The 18,535-nt window shown below is 68.3% G+C and carries 14 protein-coding genes; 10 read left to right on the top strand and 4 right to left on the bottom strand.

What is annotated here, in order from left to right:
- Positions 1-59: 59 nt before the first annotated feature.
- From MMF98_RS06610 to MMF98_RS06600, 3 genes are read left to right on the top strand one after another with little or no spacing between them, the layout of a single operon-like run.
- Positions 60-1,385: a TolC family protein gene (locus MMF98_RS06610; protein WP_243305445.1), complete on the top strand. Its 1,326-nt coding sequence runs from the start codon at positions 60-62 to the stop codon at positions 1,383-1,385.
- Positions 1,386-1,410: 25 nt separating this feature from the next.
- Positions 1,411-2,598, top strand: coding sequence for an efflux RND transporter periplasmic adaptor subunit (locus tag MMF98_RS06605; protein WP_243305444.1), 1,188 nt, complete (start codon positions 1,411-1,413; stop codon positions 2,596-2,598).
- Positions 2,595-5,714: an efflux RND transporter permease subunit gene (locus tag MMF98_RS06600; RefSeq protein ID WP_243305443.1), complete on the top strand. Its 3,120-nt coding sequence runs from the start codon at positions 2,595-2,597 to the stop codon at positions 5,712-5,714. Before MMF98_RS06605 ends, MMF98_RS06600 begins: the two co-directional genes overlap by 4 nt.
- A 70-nt stretch (positions 5,715-5,784) precedes the next feature.
- On the opposite strand, the gene MMF98_RS06595 is transcribed toward MMF98_RS06600, so the two are convergent.
- Positions 5,785-6,027 (bottom strand): TIGR04438 family Trp-rich protein, encoded by a 243-nt coding sequence (locus MMF98_RS06595; RefSeq protein ID WP_243305442.1) that lies wholly within the window; start codon positions 6,025-6,027, stop codon positions 5,785-5,787.
- Between the two features lie 115 nt (positions 6,028-6,142).
- Between MMF98_RS06595 and MMF98_RS06590 the strand changes: the two genes are divergently transcribed.
- Positions 6,143-6,448 (top strand): c-type cytochrome, encoded by a 306-nt coding sequence (locus MMF98_RS06590; protein WP_243305441.1) that lies wholly within the window; start codon positions 6,143-6,145, stop codon positions 6,446-6,448.
- 138 nt (positions 6,449-6,586) lie between these two features.
- On the opposite strand, the gene acs is transcribed toward MMF98_RS06590, so the two are convergent.
- On the bottom strand, positions 6,587-8,572 hold the full coding sequence (gene acs, locus MMF98_RS06585) for an acetate--CoA ligase (protein ID WP_243305440.1): 1,986 nt from the start codon (positions 8,570-8,572) through the stop codon (positions 6,587-6,589).
- Positions 8,573-8,754: 182 nt separating this feature from the next.
- Here acs and MMF98_RS06580 point away from each other — a divergent pair, with 182 nt between their 5' ends.
- Positions 8,755-9,357: a TIGR00645 family protein gene (locus MMF98_RS06580; protein WP_243305439.1), complete on the top strand. Its 603-nt coding sequence runs from the start codon at positions 8,755-8,757 to the stop codon at positions 9,355-9,357.
- A 9-nt stretch (positions 9,358-9,366) separates the two neighbouring features.
- Here the strand turns inward: MMF98_RS06580 and nhaA are convergent, their stop codons facing one another.
- Positions 9,367-10,548, bottom strand: a complete 1,182-nt coding sequence (gene nhaA, locus MMF98_RS06575) for a Na+/H+ antiporter NhaA (RefSeq protein ID WP_243305438.1) — start codon at positions 10,546-10,548, stop codon at positions 9,367-9,369.
- A 449-nt stretch (positions 10,549-10,997) separates the two neighbouring features.
- Between nhaA and proV the strand changes: the two genes are divergently transcribed.
- The 3 genes from proV (at position 10,998) to proX (ending at position 14,534) form a co-directional block, all read left to right on the top strand.
- Positions 10,998-12,200: a glycine betaine/L-proline ABC transporter ATP-binding protein ProV gene (proV, locus tag MMF98_RS06570; protein WP_243305437.1), complete on the top strand. Its 1,203-nt coding sequence runs from the start codon at positions 10,998-11,000 to the stop codon at positions 12,198-12,200.
- 103 nt (positions 12,201-12,303) lie between these two features.
- Positions 12,304-13,506, top strand: a complete 1,203-nt coding sequence (proW, locus tag MMF98_RS06565; protein WP_243305436.1) for a glycine betaine/L-proline ABC transporter permease ProW — start codon at positions 12,304-12,306, stop codon at positions 13,504-13,506.
- Positions 13,507-13,523: 17 nt separating this feature from the next.
- Entirely contained in the window at positions 13,524-14,534 is a 1,011-nt protein-coding gene (gene proX / locus MMF98_RS06560; RefSeq protein ID WP_243305435.1) for a glycine betaine/L-proline ABC transporter substrate-binding protein ProX, read from the top strand.
- Positions 14,535-14,570: 36 nt separating this feature from the next.
- Here the strand turns inward: proX and fumC are convergent, their stop codons facing one another.
- Entirely contained in the window at positions 14,571-15,968 is a 1,398-nt protein-coding gene (gene fumC, locus MMF98_RS06555) for a class II fumarate hydratase (RefSeq protein WP_243305434.1), read from the bottom strand.
- Between the two features lie 128 nt (positions 15,969-16,096).
- Between fumC and MMF98_RS06550 the strand changes: the two genes are divergently transcribed.
- Positions 16,097-17,638, top strand: coding sequence for a fumarate hydratase (locus MMF98_RS06550; protein WP_243305433.1), 1,542 nt, complete (start codon positions 16,097-16,099; stop codon positions 17,636-17,638).
- Between the two features lie 16 nt (positions 17,639-17,654).
- Positions 17,655-18,458: a glutamate racemase gene (gene murI, locus MMF98_RS06545; protein ID WP_243305432.1), complete on the top strand. Its 804-nt coding sequence runs from the start codon at positions 17,655-17,657 to the stop codon at positions 18,456-18,458.
- Positions 18,459-18,535: the final 77 nt, after the last annotated feature.

Raw genomic sequence — 18,535 nt, 5'->3', positions numbered from 1 at the left:
TAACAGGCGTTAAGCCTTTGTAAAGCCGGCCGCCCGCACAATCCGCGCAGGAGTTTGCCATGGCACGACACTTTCATTACACGGCGCATCACCGACGCTGCGGCTTCAGCCTCGCCCTGCTGTTCGGCCTCTTGTGCACGCCCGCGCTGCAGGCCCAGGGCCTGCCGGCCCAGGCCGTCGAGGCCACCAGCCCCGCAGGCGCCACCTGGACCCTGCCCGCCCTGGTGGACGAACTGAAACGGAACAATCCACAGCTGCGCTCGGCCCAGGGCGCGGCCCGAGCCACGCAGTTCGGCGTCGAGCCCGCGCGCGCGCCCGACAACCCGACCTTCACCGTCAACCAGGGGCCGCTGCGCCACAACCCCTTTGCCATCGGCACCTCCGAAAGCATGAGCTGGTCGCTCTCGCAGAACCTGTACTGGCCCGGCAAGAAGCGCCTGAGTGGCGACATCGTCCAGGCACAGGCCCATCAGGCCCGGGCCGAGACCGAGTCGCTGCTGGTCCAGCTGGTCGGGCAGCTCAAGACCGCCTGGTTCTCGTGGCAGGCCAACCAGGCCCAGATCCGCCTGTCGCGGACCCAGCTCGACCGGCTCGAACAGATCAAGCAGATCACGCGCCTGCGCTATGCGCAGAACGCGGCGGCCTATGCCGACTACATCAACGCCCAGGTCACGGAAGAACAGCTGCGCACCGACCTGCTGGGGCTGGAGCGCCAGGCCCAGACGCTGGCGGCGCAGATCGGCGGGCTCATCGGGCGGCCGCCCGGCATGCCCCTGGCCCTTCCCACGCAGGACATGGTTCCGGAGCGCCAGGTGCCGAACCTCGACACGCTGCGCGAGGCGGCGCTGACGCGCAACCCGGCGCTCAAGGCCTCGCAGTTCACGCTGGAGGGAGCCCAGCGCAGCGTGGACCTGGCCGAACTCGGCTCGCGGCCCGACTTCAACGTCGCGCTGTCGTTCAACTCGGCCGCGCCGCCCTGGGGCTTTGGCAACAACGAGTCCTACGGTATCAGCGTGGGCGTGACCTTCCCGCTGTATTTCGGCCGCAAGGAGCGCAACCTGATCGACCAGGCCAAGGCCCAGCTCGGCTCGGCGCGCGACGCGGACGAGTCCCTGCGCCAGCAGGCCCTGCTGGCGGTGGACACCGCCTACTTCCAGTGGACCCAGAGCCTTGAGCAGCTCAAGCTGATCGAAGGCCGCCTGCTGGAACAGGCCCGCGTCGCCTACCGGCTGACGCTCACCAACTATGGCACCGGCCAGACCGCATACATCGACGTCATCAACGCCTACAACGCCATGCGCAGTGCCGAATTCGCTGCGCTGCAGGCGCGCTCGGTCGCGCTGCAGGCGCGCGTTGCGCTGGACACCGCCATCGGCGACCTGTAGCCCGACACCCCAAGGAAACACGACCATGATGAACAAGAAGACATGGGCCGCTGCCGCCGCGACCGGCGTGGCAGGCCTGCTGCTGGGTGCCTTTGGCGCCAGGTCGCTGCTGCCGGCCGCCCGGCCGGCCGGCCCGGAAACCCCCGTCGCGGCCGCGGTGGCCGCCGTCCAGCCCGTGCCGACGCCGAGCCAGGCGCGCCTCGGCCAAAGCCTGGTGGAGGTCGTTCCGGCCCAGCTCCAGACCGTGCGCGACGCCCTGCGCCTGAGCGGCAAGCTCGCGCTCAACGGCATGCGCATCAACCAGGTATCGGCGCGGCTGGCCGGGCGCATCGACCGGATCGCCGTGTTCGAAGGCGCCAGCGTCAAGGCCGGCGAAGCCATCGCCTGGCTGTACAGCCCCGAGTTCATCTCGGCGCAGAACGAGTTCCTGCTGGCGCGCAGCGCGGTGCGCATGCTCAACACCCAGTCCACCTCCGACCTGCTGGAAGACGCGCAGGCCACGCTCGCCGGCGCGCGCAACAAGCTCCAGGTGCTGGGCGCCAGCCCCGCCGACATCGAGCAGCTCGACCGCAGCGGCAGCGCGCAGCAGCACCTCGTGGTCCGGGCACCCATCAGCGGCCGCTTCATCAAGCGCAACGTGGATCCGGGCGGCTACCTCGACACCGGCGGCTCGCTGGGCACCATCGCCGACCTGTCCTCGCTGTGGTTCCTGGGCAATGTGTTCGAGGCCGACCTGCCGCGCCTGCACGAAGGCCAGATGGTCGACATCCAGGTCACCGGCCTGGCGCCGGGCGCGCCGCTGCGCGGGCGCGTGAGCTTCATCGCGCCGTCGGTCGATCCGCAGACCCACGCCGTCAATATCCGCGTGGACCTGCCCAACCCGAACGGAGCCCTCAAGCCCGACATGTTCGCCCGCGCCGAAGTGTCCATGCAGGAGCGCCAGCTACCGGTGGTGCCGCGTGCCGCAGTGGTGCAGGACGGCGCCGAATCCTTCGTCATCGTGCAGCGCGAGCCGCAGCGCTTCGAGCGGGTCTCGGTCGAGGTGGCGCCGGCCAACGACGCCGGCCACCTGGCCGTGACGCGCGGCCTGCAGGCCAATGACCGGGTCGTCATCGAAGGCAGCGTGCTGATGGACCGCGGCATCACCAATCCCCAGCCCGGCAAGCCGGCCAGCAACCCGCTGGGCTCGACCCGCGCCGGGGCCGGCTCATGAGCGAGCAGGCCACCAACACCTGGGCCCACAAGCTGGCCCGGCTCATGATCGACCGCCGCTGGCTGGTGGCGGCCGCCTGCGTGGCCCTGCTGCTGGCCGGCATCCAGGCCTTTCGCAAGCTGCCGATCGAGCCCTACCCGAACGTCTCGCCGCTCAACGTGCAGGTCATCACCCAATGGGCCGGCCGCAGCACGCTGGAAGTCGAGCAGCAGCTGACCATCCCGATCGAGACGGCGCTGGCCGGCCTGCCCGACGTCAAGGCCTTCCGCTCGATCTCGCTGTTCGGGCTGAGCGTGGTCACGGTGCAGTTCAACGACGGCGTGAGCTCGTTCGTGGCACGCAACAACGTGCAGCAGTACCTGCAGGGCATCAACCTGCCCGACAACGTGACACCCGACTTCTCGCCCGACGCCGATGCGCTGGGCGAGATCCTGCGCTACCGCATCGACGCGCCCGGCTGGGATCCGACCTCGGTCAAGACCCTGCAGGACTGGACCATCTACAAGGCCATCAAGACCGTGCCCGGCATCGCCGACGTGACGGCGTTCGGCGGCCGCGTCAAGCAGTACCAGGTGATCCCCGACCCCGGGCGCCTGCAGCTGTACAACGTGACACTGGCCCAGCTCATGGCCGCGGTGCAAAGCGGCAACGGCAATGCCGGCGGCGACGTGCTGAACACTGGCAGCCAGCGCGTGGTGGTGCGCGGCGTGGGCATGCTGCGCACGCTCGAGGACGTGAAGAACATCGTGATCGCCACCAACAGCGGCGTGCCGGTGCGCGTGGGCGACGTGGCCGAGGTCAGCGCCGGCTACGCGCCGCGCCTGGGCCAGGTGGCGCAGAACGAGAAGGACGACATCGTCGAGGCCATCGTGCTGATGCGCCGCGGCGGCAACGCCAGCGAGGTGCTGGGCAAGGTGCGCGAGCGCATCAACGAACTCAACGCGGGCGCCCTGCCGGCGGGCGTGCAGATCACGCCGTTCTACGACCGCCAGCATTTGCTGGACCTGACGGTGGACACCGTGCAGCACACGCTGGTCGTGGGCATGGCCCTGGTGCTGATGGTGCTGTACGCCTTCCTGGCCAACTTCCGCGGCGCGCTGATCGTGGCCATGGTGATCCCGCTGGGCCTGTGCGCCGCCTTCATCGGCATGACCCAGGTCGGCATCCCGGCCAACCTGATCTCGCTCGGCGCGGTGGACTTCGGCCTGATCGTCGATGCGGCGGTGATCGTGATCGAGAACATCATCCGCACCATCGAGGAGAAAAAATACGCCACCGTCAAGGAGGCCATCGTCGCCGCCGTGGCCGAGGTGCAGCGGCCGGTGGTCTTCTCCACCAGCATCATCATCGTGGCCTACTCGCCGCTGTTCATCCTGGGCGGCGTGGAAGGCAAGATCTTCCATCCCATGGGCATGACCATGGGCGTGGCGATGCTCGCGTCCATCGTGCTGGCGCTGGCGCTGGTGCCGGCCATGGCCTCGTTCGCCTACAAGAGCGCCAGCCAGCTGCACGAGCCCAAGTACTTCATCAGCATGCTCAACGGCTACCGGCGCCTGGCCGGCGCCATGCTCGACCGGCCCAAGCGGGTGCTGTTCGCCGCGCTCGCGGCCTTCGGCGTCGCGTTGTTCCTGCTCACGCGGCTAGGCACCTCCTTCCTGCCCACGCTGGAGGAAAACAACCTCTGGATCCGCGTGACCCTGCCCACCACGGTGGACATGAACTACTCGGTGAAGGTCAGCAAGCAGTTGCGCGAGCTGTTCCTGCGCCAGCCCGAAGTACGCAACGTCACGGCCCAGATCGGCCGCCCCGACGACGGCACCGATGCCACCGGCGTGTTCAACCAGGAATACTCGCTGGCCTTCAAGGAGCCTGGCGAATGGCCGGTGGGCGTGACCCGCGAAGACGTGGTGCGGCGCCTGCAGGCCCAGCTCGACACCATTCCCGGCGTCGACGTGAGCTTCTCGCAGTACATCCAGGACAACGTGGCCGAGGCGCTGTCAGGAGTCAAGGGCGAGAACTCGGTGAAGATCTTCGGCGCCGACCTGGGCCAGCTGACCGCGCTGGCCGAGCAGATCGAGAAGGTGCTCGACGACACGCCCGGCGTGGTCGATGCCGGCATCCTGCGCGCCCTGGGCCAGCCCACGCTCAACATCACCATCGACCGGGCCGCCTGCGCACGCTTCGGCGTCAATGTGTCGGACCTGCAGAACGTCATCAGCAACGCCATCGGCGGCGGCGTCGCCACCACGGTGCTGGAAGGCGAGCGCCGCGTCGACGTGGCGGTGCGCCTGCCGCAGAACGAGCGCGCCAGCGCCGACCGGCTGGGCCAGCTGCTGGTGGACGCGCCCGACGGTTCGCGCATCCCGCTGTCCATGCTGGCAAAGATCGAGCAGACCAATGGCCCGTTCTTCGTCTACCGCGAGGGAGCGAAGCGCTACATGGCGGTGAAGTTCGGCATCCGCGACCGCGACCTGGGCAGCACCGTGGCCGAGCTGCAGGCACGCATCGCCAAGGAAGTCGAGCTGCCGCGCGGCTACTCGCTCAAATGGGCGGGCCAGTTCGACCAGATGAAGGAAGCGCAGTCCAAGCTGTCGATCATCATTCCCGCCACGCTGGGCGTGATCCTGATCCTGCTGTTCTTCGCCTTCAACAGCTTCCGCGACGCGAGCATCGTGCTGATCAACGTGCCGTTCGCGGCCATCGGCGGCATCACGGCGCTCTACCTTGCGGGCGAGGACCTGTCGATCTCGGCGGCCATCGGCTTCCTGTCGCTGTTCGGCATCGCGATCCAGGATGGCGTGATCCTGATCGCCTACGTGCGCAAGCTGCTCGACGAACGCCTGGAAGAAGCCGGCCGGCTGACCCGCGAGACCCTGCGCCAGGCGGTGCTCGACGGCGCGGCGCTGCGCATGCGCCCGGTGCTGATGACGGCCCTGCTGGCCGGCCTGGGCCTGCTGCCGGCCGCCATGTCGCACGCCATCGGCTCGCAGGCGCAGCGCCCGCTGGCGCTGGTGATCGTGGGCGGCATGCTGACCACCACGCTGCTCACGCTGCTGGTGCTGCCGGTGATCTACCTGGTGGTGCGCGCCTGGGGACTGCGCCGCCACAAGGCCTGAGACGAAGCCTGAGGCTCGGCGGCGCGCCGGGCCTGCCTTCGCCGCCTGCGGGCGGCGGCGAAGGCCAGGGTCATTTGCGCCGCTTGACGCCCTGCCCCATGGCTTCGCGGTTCTTGCTGATGCGCTCCTGCTTGCGCTTGTCCATTTTTTCCATGGCCTTCTTCTTGGTGTAGCCCGACCAGTCGGCCCAGGCCCACCAGGCCACCGCCAGCCCGAACGGCGCCAGCACGATCCACCAGTCCCAGCCTGCGACGACCCCGACCTCCAGGTACTTCAGCAGCAGTAAGACGATTCCGATGCCCAACAAATACATCACAGCCTCCGGGGGATTCTGGCCGCTGACATGCTTTACAGGGGCATTACAGCCCGGTCAACGGCAATCACTACAATCACGTTGAAGAACTGTAACTCAACCCACGAGGAAAACGATGAAACGTGCCCTGTTTACGCTGGTTCTCGCTGCAACGGCAGCCGTCCCCGCGCTGGCCGATCAGGCCCTGGCCACGGCCAAGAACTGCATGGCCTGCCATTCGGTGGACAAGAAGCTGGTCGGCCCCGCCTTCAAGGACGTCGCCGCCAAGTACGCCGGCCAGAAAGACGCCGTGGACAAGCTCTCCGCCAAGATCATCAAGGGCGGCTCGGGCGTGTGGGGCGCCGTGCCGATGCCGGCCAACACGCAGGTCAATGACGCCGAGGCCAAGAAGCTGGCCGGCTGGATCCTGACGCTCAAATAAGCCTGCCCCGCCTCCAGAAAAAAAGCCCGCTGCATCCAGCGGGCTTTTTTCATGCATTATCGGCCGGAGGTCCTTGTCGGGCGGTCATCTTCCGCTCTTCTTTTGATAGCAACCTCCGGCTGGCGATGCGGTTGGCGGTCAGAGCTTTTCGGCCAGTTGCTCCAGGATGGCGGGGTTTTCCAGCGTCGAGGTGTCCTGCGTGATGGCCTCGCCCTTGGCAATGCTGCGCAGCAGGCGACGCATGATCTTGCCGCTGCGCGTCTTGGGCAGGTTGTCGCCGAAGCGGATGTCCTTGGGCTTGGCGATCGGGCCGATCTCCTTGGCCACCCAGTTGCGCAGTTCGTTGGCGATCTGCTTGGCTTCCTCGCCCGTGGGGCGCGAGCGCTTGAGCACCACGAAGGCGCACACGGCCTCGCCCGTCAGGTCGTCGGGACGGCCCACCACGGCGGCCTCGGCCACGAGGTCGGTCTTGGACACCAGTGCCGACTCGATCTCCATCGTGCCCAGGCGGTGGCCCGAGACGTTGAGCACGTCGTCGATGCGCCCCGTGATGCGGAAGTAGCCGCGGTCTTCCGAGCGCACAGCGCCGTCGCCGGCCAGGTAGATCGTGCCGCCCATTTCCTCGGGGAAGTAGCTCTTCTTGAAGCGCTCGGGGTCGCCCCAGATGGTGCGGATCATCGAGGGCCAGGGCCGCTTGATCACCAGCATGCCGCCCGAGCCGTTCGGGATGTCCTTGCCGGTCTCGTCCACGATCGCGGCCATGATGCCCGGCAGCGGCAGCGTGCACGAGCCCGGCACCAGCGGCGTGGCGCCCGGCAGCGGCGTGATGACATGGCCGCCGGTTTCGGTCTGCCAGAAGGTGTCGACGATCGGGCAGCGCTCGCCGCCGACGTTCCGGTGGTACCACATCCAGGCCTCGGGGTTGATCGGCTCGCCCACGCTGCCCAGAATGCGCAGCGACGACAGGTTCCAGTTCTTCGGATGAACCTTCTCGTCGGTCTCGGCCGCCTTGATCAGCGAGCGGATCGCCGTGGGCGCGGTGTAGAACACCGTGACCTGGTGCTTCTCGATCATCTGCCAGAAGCGGCCCGCATGCGGCCAGGTGGGCACGCCCTCGAAGATGAGCTGCGTCGCGCCGGCGGCCAGCGGCCCATAGGCCACGTAGGTGTGGCCCGTGATCCAGCCGATGTCGGCGGTGCACCAGAAGACGTCCGCCGGCTTAATGTCAAAAGTCCAGTCCATCGTGAGCTTGGCCCACAGCAGGTAGCCGCCCGTGGCGTGCTGCACGCCCTTGGGTTTGCCGGTGGAGCCCGAGGTGTAGAGGATGAACAGCGGATGCTCGGCGCCCACCGGCACCGGCGCGCAGTCGCTGCTCTGGCCCTGGAGCGCCTCGTCGAACGTCTTGTCGCGGCCCGCGACCATGGCGCAGGCCGTGGGCGTGCGCATGAACACCAGCACGCTGCGCAGCGTGGTGCAGCCACCCATGGCGATGCCGTCGTCCACGATGGCCTTGAGCGGCAGTTCCTTGCCGCCGCGCATCTGGAAGTTGGCAGTGATGACGGCCACGGCGCCGGCATCGATGATGCGTTCGTTCAGGGCCTTGGCCGAGAAGCCGCCGAACACCACGCTGTGGGTGGCGCCGATGCGCGCGCAGGCCTGCATGGCGATCACGCCCTCCACCGTCATCGGCATGTAGATGATGACGCGGTCACCCTTCTGGATGCCCTGCGCCTTGAGCGCGTTGGCGAACTGGCCCACACGCGCCAGCAGTTCCTTGTAGGTGATGCTGGTCACGGCGCCGTCATCGGCTTCGAAGATGATCGCTGTCTTGTTTTCGGTGGGCGTGCCGATGTGCTTGTCGAGGCAGTTGGCCGAGGCGTTGAGCTCGCCGTCGTCGAACCACTTGTAGAACGGCGCGTTCGATTCGTCGAGCGTGCGGGTGAAAGGCTTGTTCCACACCACGTTCTCGCGCGCCAGCCTGGCCCAGAATCCGTTGAAATCCTTGCCGGCCTCATCGCACAGCGCGTTGTACGCCTCCATGCCCGAAATGCGCGCGCCCTGCACGGCGGCGGCGGGCGGGGGAAAGACGCGGTTTTCGACCAGTACCGACTCAATGGCGCTCATGAGTTGTCTCCTCAGGTTAATGTGAACTGCGCGGTAATGTCGGGGCCTGCACTTACAAGCCACTGACTGGCGCCAAGCTTACAAATTTACCCCACGCCGCGGGATGGCGCAGGCAGTCACAAAGCACCCCTACAATTTCGGCTGCCCGACAACCCACTCCCCTCGCCGACCGGCGCCCTGCCATGTCCGATCTCCGCCCGAACAACAAGACCTCTCCCCTGCGCCCCCTGCCCAATCTGATCTTCGCCAGCCGCTGGCTCCAGCTGCCTCTCTATTTGGGCCTGATCGTGGCCCAGGCGGTATACGTGGTGCATTTCATCGTCGAACTGGAGCACCTGGTCATGGCGGCCTTTGGCAGCGAAACCGCGCTCGAGGCGCTGGTCACCAGCATCGGCTACAAGACCACGGCGCCGATCACGACGCTCAACGAGACCGTCATCATGCTGGTGGTCCTGGCCCTGATCGACGTGGTGATGATTTCCAACCTGCTGATCATGGTGATCATCGGCGGCTACGAGACGTTCGTGAGCCGCATGAACCTGGAAGGCCACCGCGACCAGCCCGAGTGGCTCAGCCATGTGAATGCCTCGGTGCTGAAGGTCAAGCTGGCGATGTCCATCATCGGCATCAGCTCGATCCACCTCCTCAAGACCTTCATCAACGCCGACAACTACACCGACCGCGTGCTGATTGCCCAGACGTCGATCCACATCGCCTTCCTGCTGTCGGCCATGGCGATCGCCTACACCGACAAGCTGATGGCCAGCCAGTACGAGGCGCACTGAGCCCCGGGCTCAGGCGCCGCGCGGGCGGCGCAGCAGCAGGGCCGAGCCCAGCAGGCCCGACAGCAGGGAGCCCGCCAGGACGCCCAGCTTGAGCTGGGTCTCGTAGGCCGCGTCCTGCCCCTCGAACGCCAGCGCGCCGATGAACAGGCTCATGGTGAAGCCCACGCCGCACAGCACGCAGACCCCGAAGAACTGGCCCCAGCTCGCCTCGCTGGGCAGCCGCGCGCCGGCATGGCGGATCAGCAGCCACGAGGCGCCGAACACGCCGACCGCCTTGCCCACCAGCAGGCCCGCCACGATGCCCAGGGGCACGGTCTGCAGCAAGGTGCCCGGCGTGACGCCCTGCAGCGAAACGCCGGCATTGGCGAACGCGAACATGGGCAGCACGGCAAAGGCCACCCAGGGGTGCAGCGCGTGCTCGGCCGTCCTCAGCGGCGAGCGGCCCCGGCCATCGTCCAGGGGGATGGCCAGCGCGGTGATCACCCCGGCGAGCGTGGCGTGGATGCCCGACTTGAGCACGCAGACCCAGATCACCAGCCCCACCACCACGTAGGGGCCGATGCTCATCACCCGCGCCCGGTTCAGCGCCAGCAGGACGGCGCCGCCGGCGGCGGCCATCAGCAGCATGCCGGGCGACAGGTTCGCCGTGTAGAAGAACGCGATCACGAGAATCGCGCCGAGGTCGTCGATGATGGCGACGGCCGTGAGAAACACCTTGAGCGAGGCCGGCACGCGGCGGCCCAGCAGCATCAGAATGCCCAGCGCGAAGGCGATGTCGGTGGCCGCCGGAATGGCCCAGCCGCGCAGAGCCACGCCGTCGCCCCGGTTGATGGCCGCGTAGATCAGCGCCGGCACCACCATGCCGCCGAGCGCGGCGCCGGCAGGCAGCAGCGCCTGGCTGCGCGACGCGAGTTCACCGTCGAGCAGCTCGCGCTTGATCTCCAGCCCCACCAGGAAGAAGAACACCGCCATCCACAGGTCGTTCACCCACAGCAGCAGCGGCTTGGACAGCACCAGCGCATCGCCGCCGATGCGGACCTCTCCGTGCAGGTTCAGAAACTGCTCGTAGAACCCGCTCCAGCCCGAATTGCTGACCACCAGGGCGGCCAGCGCAGCCAGCGCCAGCACCACGCCGCCCGAAGAAGGGGCATGCATGAAGCGCCGCAGGGCGCGCTGGAGGGTGTCGAGCATGGAAACTCCCGGGAGGGCGAAAGCGTGTTGAGCCGGTGCGGCGAACGGCCGTGCCGCCATGATCCGGCGCCGGCCTTGACTCGATCATGACGTTAAATTATAATTACTGCTTGTTTTACAACCTATGAACTAGGTCATTTGCCGGCATCTGCTGGCAAATCGTCAAGTCGGGCCCTGCGCCCGTCACCCCGGCCGGCCCTCCGGCCCCGATGCCGCGTCATTCAGAAGCCGTCCGACAGGCCCCTTTTGAAGCGCACGACAGGCACTGTCTTCGCCAAGCCGTTTTCAGCGCCTGCCCGGCCTCCACCGTCTCTGCCGGTGACCACGCCATTGCGCCATCCAGGCCCCCACGGGCCCGGGTGAGCCGCCGCATCGGGCTCTGGGCCCGCCCACCCTGCCGCCCATCCTGGCGGCGCTGTGTCAACCCTTCACACAAGGAGCCCAGGCGCGTGGCAAAAGAAATCGTGATCGATCATGTGTTCAAGGTCTTCGGCGACGAGCCCGAAGCCGCTCTTGAACTGGTCCGGCAAGGCCTGTCCAAACAGGACATCCTGGCCCGGACCGGCAACTCCATCGGTGTCTTCGACGCCAGCCTGCACATCGCCGCGGGCGAGATCTTCGTCATCATGGGCCTGTCGGGCTCCGGCAAATCCACGCTGGTGCGGCTGCTCAACCGGCTGATCGAGCCAACCTCGGGCCGCATCATCATCGACGGCAGCGACATCAACGAACACTCGGGCGCCCGGCTGCGCGCGCTGCGCCGCAAGGACATCAGCATGGTGTTCCAGTCGTTCGCCCTCATGCCGCACATGACGGTGCGCGAGAACACCGCCTTCGGGCTGGAACTCGCGGGCGTGGGCCGGGCCGAGCGGCTGGAGCAGGCCGACCAGGCGCTGGCCCAGGTCGGGCTGGCCGGCTGGGGCGACAGCTACCCCGACGAGCTTTCCGGCGGCATGCAGCAGCGCGTGGGCCTGGCCCGGGCGCTGGCCTCCGATCCGTCCATCCTGCTGATGGACGAGGCCTTCTCGGCCCTCGACCCCATCATCCGCACCGATATGCAGAGCGAGCTGCTGCGCCTGCAGCAGGTGCGCCGGCGCACCATCGTCTTCATCTCGCACGACCTCGACGAGGCCATGCGCATCGGCGACCGCATCGCCATCATGAAGGACGGCCAGGTGATCCAGGTCGGCACGCCGGAAGACATCCTGCGCCACCCGGCCAACGACTACGTGCGCAGCTTCGTGCGCGGCGTGGATGCCGCGGCCGTGTTCAAGGCCGGCGACATCGCGCGCAAGAGCCAGGTCGTGGTGTCCGAACAGCCGGGCCGGGGGGCGCGCGCCGCACTCAAGATGCTGGAAGACCAGGACCGCGACTACGCCTATGTGGTCAGCCCCGGCCAAGTATTTCTCGGCATGGTGTCGGCCGACTCGCTGCGCGAGGCGCTGGACGGCCACGTGGGCCCGCTCGGCCTGTCGCACGCCTACCTGGGCGGCGTGGCGCCGCTGCCCGCGAGCGAGCCGGTGAACGGCCTGTTCGGGCAGGTGGCGCAGGCGCCCTATGCGCTGCCCGTGGTCGACGGGAGCGGCCGCTTCTGCGGCGCGATCAGCAAGAACACGCTGCTCAAGTTCCTCGATCGCGGCACGCAGCCCTGACGCCCGCGCCCGCCCCATCCGCCCGCGCCCGCCCCATCCGCCCCATCCGCCGCAGCCCGGCCCCCGGCCGCGCCGCCCCTTTTCCCTCGCGAAGGTTTTCACCATGAACGACAACCTGTCCATTGACACCTCTTCCCACCTCCTCACGGCCCCGCCGGGGTTGCCGCCGCTGACGGCCGGCACCGATGCCCCCGCGCCCTGGGATGCGCCCGCCGCCGCGGTGGCGCCGCTGAACGACGACCCCTGGCAGAACCTCAGCGCGGCCGGCAGCACCGACTGGCTGGACGCGCCGGCCCTGCTGCCCGGCAGCCCTGGCGCCGATGCGGCCACGGGCTTTCACCTGAGCCGGCTGTGGGACGGCTCGCTGCCGGTCGAGTCCTGGATCAACCAGGGGCTGGACTGGGTGGTGCTGCATTTCCGCCCGTTCTTCCAGACCGTGCGCGCTCCCATCGACGGTACGCTGAACTCGGTGGAGGGCCTGCTGCAGAGCGTGCCCTCGCTGGCCATGATCGCCCTGCTCGGGCTGCTGGCCTGGCAGCTGGCGGGCCGGGTGCTGGCCATCGGCACCGTGGTGTCGCTGCTGCTGGTGGCCATGCTCGGCATCTGGCCCGAAGCCATGGTCACGCTGTCGCTGGTGCTGACTTCGCTGGTGTTCTGCCTGGCCATCGGCCTGCCGCTGGGCATCGTGCTGGCACACAGCGAACGCGCCCAGCGCCTCACGCGCCCGCTGCTCGATGCGATGCAGACCACGCCGGCCTTCGTCTACCTGGTGCCAGTGGTCATGCTGTTCGGCATCGGCAACGTGCCGGGGGTGATCGTCACCATCATCTTCGCGCTGCCGCCGCTGGTGCGCCTGACCAGCCTGGGCATCCGCCAGGTGCGCCCCGACCTGGTGGAGGCCGCGCGCGCCTACGGCGCCTCGCCCTGGCAACTGCTCATGAAAGTGCAGTTGCCGCTGGCCATGCCGTCGATCATGGCCGGCATCAACCAGGCGCTGATGCTGTCGCTATCGATGGTGGTGATCGCCTCCATGATCGCCGTCGGCGGCCTGGGCCAGATGGTGCTGCGCGGCATCGGCCGCCTCGACATGGGCCTGGCCACCGTGGGCGGCCTGGGCATCGTGCTGCTGGCCATCACGCTGGACCGCCTCACGCAGTCCATGGGCCAGCCCAGGCGTGGCGCACGGCGCTGGTACCAGAGCGGTCCGGTGGGCCTGGTGCTGCGTCCGCTGCTGCGGCAGCGCCTGGCGCCGGCCGCGATGCCCGTCATGCCCGCCGCGCCCGCACTCGCCAGCGGCCAGCCATGAAGAAAAGGAGTTCCCGCATGAGCCTTCCCACCCTCGCCCGCAGCGCCGCCGCGGCCCTGGCCGCCAGCCTGTGCCTGGCCTTGCCCGTTGGCGCCCAAGCCCTGCCCGGCGCCGGCATCCGGGTCCAGCCGCTGCAAAGCCCGATCGCCGAGGAGAGTTTCCAGACCCTGCTCGTCGCCAAGGCCCTGGAAAAACTCGGCTACGAGGTGCAGCCCGTCAAGGAGGTGGAATACCCGACGGCCCACCTGGCCGTGGCCAACGGCGACGCCACCTTCATCGCCGACCACTGGGACCCGCTGCACGCCGACTTCTACAAGAACGCCGGTGGCGACGCCCGGCTGTGGCGCCAGGGCACCTACTCCACCGGCGCCGTGCAGGGCTACCTGATCGACAAGAAGACCGCCGACGCGCACCACATCACCAGCCTGGCGCAGCTGCGCGACCCGAAGATCGCCGCGCTATTCGACAGCAACGGCGACGGCCGGGCCGACCTCACCGGCTGCAACCCCGGCTGGGGCTGCGAGGCCGTGATCGAGCACCAGCTCGACGCCTACCAGCTGCGCGCCACCGTCACCCATGTGCAAGGCAGCTACCCGGCCCTCATGGCCGACACCCTTGCGCGCTACCAGCAGGGCAAGCCCATCCTCTACTACACCTGGACGCCCTACTGGGTCAGCGGCGTGCTGCGGCCGGGCCGCGAGGTGGTGTGGCTGCAGGTGCCGTTCTCGGCGCTGCCGGGCGGACAGCAGGGCACAGAGACGCGGCTGGCCAACGGCCGCAACTACGGCTTCGTGCCCAACACGCAGCGCATCGTGGCCAACCGCACCTTTGCCGAGGCCAACCCGGCGGCCGCGAAGTTGTTCGAGATCATGCAGTTGCCGGTGACCGACATCAACGCGCAGAACCTGCGCATGCGCGACGGCGAGAACCGGCCGCAGGACGTGGCGCACCATGTCGATGCCTGGGTGCGGGGGCACCAGGCGCTGTTCGACGGCTGGATCGAGACCGCGCGCGCAGCGGCGCGCTGACACCGGCCCCGCGCGCCTCAGAACGTCAACACGTTCTCAGCGCCCGACCATGTGGCCCGGCACCACCCAGGCGTCGAACTGCTCGGCTGTGACGTGGCCCAGCGCCAGCGCCGCCTCGCGCAGGCTGCTGCCGTCCTTGTGCGCCTTCTTGGCGATCTGGGCGGCCTTGTCGTAGCCGATGTGCGTGTTGAGCGCCGTCACCAGCATCAGCGAGCGCTGCACCAGCTCCGTGATGCGCTCGCGGTTGGGCTCGATGCCCGCGGCGCAGTGGTCATTGAAGCTCACCATGCCATCGGCCAGCAGGCGCACGCTCTGCAGGAAGTTGTGCGCCACCATCGGGCGGAACACATTGAGCTCGAAGTTGCCCGAAGCGCCGCCGATGTTGATGGCCACGTCGTTGCCGAACACCTGCGCGGCCAGCATCGTGACAGCCTCGCTCTGCGTCGGGTTGACCTTGCCCGGCATGATGGACGAACCCGGCTCGTTCTCGGGAATGCTCAGTTCGCCGATGCCGCTGCGCGGGCCGCTGGCGAGCCAGCGCACGTCGTTGGCGATCTTGTTCATGCTGGCGGCCAGCGTCTTCAGCGCGCCGTGGGCGTGCACCAGCGCGTCGACGCTGGCCATGGCTTCGAACTTGTTCGGCGCGGTCACGAACGGCAGGCCGGTGAGCTTCGCCAGCTCGGCCGCCACCTGCTCGGCGTAGCCCTTGGGCGCATTGAGCCCTGTGCCCACCGCCGTGCCGCCCAGCGCCAGTTCGCACAGGTGCGGCAGCGCGGCGCGCACATGCGCCTCGCCATGCGCGAGCTGCGCCACATAGCCCGAGAATTCCTGGCCCAGCGTGAGCGGCGTGGCGTCCTGCAGGTGGGTGCGGCCGATCTTCACGATGTCGGTGAAGTCCTTCGACTTCTGCTCCAGCGTGCCGCGCAGCTTGGCGATGGCGGGCAGCAGCCTGTGCGTGATGGCTTCCACGGCGGCCACGTGCATGGCCGTGGGGAACACGTCGTTGCTCGACTGGCTGCGGTTCACGTCGTCGTTCGGGTGCACCAGGCGGCCCTCGCCGCGCTCGCCGCCGAGCAGCTCGCTGGCGCGGTTGGCCAGCACCTCGTTGACGTTCATGTTGGTCTGCGTGCCCGAGCCGGTCTGCCAGACCACCAGCGGGAACTCGCCCGGGTGCCGGCCGGCGATGACCTCGTCGGCGGCCGCCACGATGGCCTCGGTCTTCTTCGCGTCCTGCAGGCCCAGCGCGTGGTTGACGATCGCCGAGGCCCGCTTCACCTGTGCCAGCGCCTTGATGATCTCGCGCGGCTGCTGCTCGCCGGAGATGTCGAAGTTCTGCAGCGAGCGCTGGGTCTGCGCGCCCCACAGCTTGTCGGCCGGAACCTCGATGGGCCCGAAAGTGTCGCGTTCGGTGCGGGTGGAAGGGCGTGTGCTCATGGGATGGCCTGACCTGTCAAAATAGCGGACTGGACGGCCCCGTCCTGTCCAAAGCCGCCAAGCATAGCCGTAAATAAAAGCAATTCTCATCCGATGGGTGTTGCCCACCGCAGACCTCACGAACCACCATGACCACCCGCATCCAGCAAAACGACCTGATCGAGTCCATCGCCGGCGCCCTGCAGTACATCAGCTACTACCACCCGGCCGACTACATCGCCCACCTGGCGCGCGCCTACGAGCGTGAGCAGAGCCCGGCGGCCAAGGATGCGATCGCGCAGATCCTGACCAACTCGCGCATGAGCGCCACCGGCCACCGCCCGATCTGCCAGGACACCGGCATCGTCAACGTGTTCCTCAAGATCGGCATGGACGTGCGCCTCGAAGGCTTCAGCGGCAGCCTGGAGGACGCCATCAACGAAGGCGTGCGCCGCGGCTACAACCATCCCGACAACACGCTGCGCGCCTCGGTCGTGGCCGACCCGCAGTTCGACCGCAGGAACACCAAGGACAACACGCCCGCGGTGATCTTCACCGAGATCGTGCCCGGCGACAAACTCGACATCACCGTCGCGGCCAAGGGCGGCGGCAGCGAGAACAAGTCCAAGTTCGTGATGCTCAACCCGAGCGATTCGCTGGTCGACTGGGTGCTCAAGACCGTGCCCACCATGGGCGCCGGCTGGTGCCCGCCCGGCATGCTGGGCCTGGGCATCGGCGGCACGGCCGAGAAGGCCATGCTGATGGCCAAGGAATCGCTGATGGACGACATCGACATGTACGAGCTGCTGCAGCGCGGCCCCTCGAACAAGACCGAGGAGCTGCGCCTGGAGCTGTACGAGAAGGTCAATGCCCTGGGCATCGGCGCGCAGGGCCTGGGTGGCCTCACCACGGTGCTCGACATCAAGATCAAGATGTACCCCACGCACGCGGCCAGCAAGCCCGTGGCCATGATCCCCAACTGCGCCGCCACGCGCCACGCGCATTTCGTGATGGACGGCAGCGGCCCGGTCTACCTCGACGCGCCCTCGCTCGACCTGTGGCCCAACGTCAACTGGGCACCTGACTACAACAAGAGCCGGCGCGTCAACCTCGACACCCTCACCAAGGAAGAAGTGGCGAGCTGGAAGCCCGGCGACACGCTGCTGCTCAACGGCAAGATGCTGACCGGCCGCGACGCCGCGCACAAGCGCATCCAGGACATGCTGGCCAAAGGCGAGAAGCTGCCGGTGGACTTCACCAACCGCGTGATCTACTACGTCGGCCCGGTGGACCCGGTGAAGGACGAGGCCGTCGGCCCGGCCGGCCCGACCACCGCCACGCGCATGGACAAGTTCACCGACATGATGCTCAAGGAAACCGGCCTGATCGCGATGATCGGCAAGGCCGAGCGCGGCCCCGTGGCGATCGAGGCCATCCGCAACCACAAGAGCGCCTACCTGATGGCGGTGGGCGGCGCGGCCTACCTCGTGAGCAAGGCCATCAAGACCGCCAAGGTGCTGGGCTTCGCCGACCTCGGCATGGAAGCCATCTATGAATTCGACGTGGTCGACATGCCCGTGACGGTGGCGGTGGACGCGGGCGGCACCAGCGCCCACATCACCGGCCCGGCCGAGTGGCAGAAGAAGATCGCCACCGGCGAGTTCAAGAGCATCCCCGTCGCCGCAGCCTGACGGCCCGCCCCGCCCCATGGGTGATACCAGCCCTCTTCCGGGTGCCCGCCGGCCGGTGGGCGTGTTCGACAGCGGCGTCGGCGGCCTGAGCATCCTGCGGGCCCTGCGCGCCGGCCTGCCGCGCGAGGACTTCGTCTACTTCTCCGACGGCGGCCACGCGCCCTACGGCGAGCGCGGCGACGCCTACGTGGCGGCGCGCTCGCAGGCCATCACCCAGGAGCTGCGCGCGCAGCATGGCATCAAGGCGCTGGTGGTGGCCTGCAACACCGCCACAACCGCGGCCGTGCACCTGCTGCGGGCCGAGCACCCGGATCTGCCCATCATCGGCGTGGAGCCCGCCCTCAAGCCCGCCATCGCGCTGAGCCGCACCGGGCGCATCGGCATCATGGCCACGCGCGGCACGCTGGCCAGCGCCAAGTTCCGTGCGCTGCACGAGGCGCTGGCCGGCCAGGCCGAGTTCATCGTGCAGCCTTGCGACGGGCTGGCCGACGCGATCCAGTCCGCCGATGCTACGAAAACCATAGCACTGTGCGACCAGTACACCAGGACCTTGGGGTCATTTGGCTCTGGAAACGGGCAGATCGACACGCTGGTGCTCGGCTGCACCCACTACACCTTCGCCAGCGACGTGCTGCGTGCGCTGGTCGGACCGCAAGTGACGCTGGTCGACACCGGCGAGCCCGTGGCGCGCCAGACGCGCCAGCGGCTCGAAGCCGCCGGGCTGCTGGCCACCGACGAGGCCGGCGGCGGCCAGCTGCGCCTGCTCGGCACCGACCGGCCCGGCGCCCTGGAGGCCGCTGCCGCGCGCTGGCTGGCCTGAAACGCCGGGAACCGGCTCCGCAGGGCTCCTTCAGGCGAAAATCTGCATCAAATCGGCCTGATGTCCTGGTCCAGCGG

This window comes from Variovorax terrae (genome assembly GCF_022809125.1).
Lineage (GTDB): Bacteria > Pseudomonadota > Gammaproteobacteria > Burkholderiales > Burkholderiaceae_C > Variovorax_A > Variovorax_A terrae.
The sequence above is the reverse complement of the archived record's forward strand: the minus strand, read 5'-3'. Positions and strand labels throughout refer to the sequence as shown.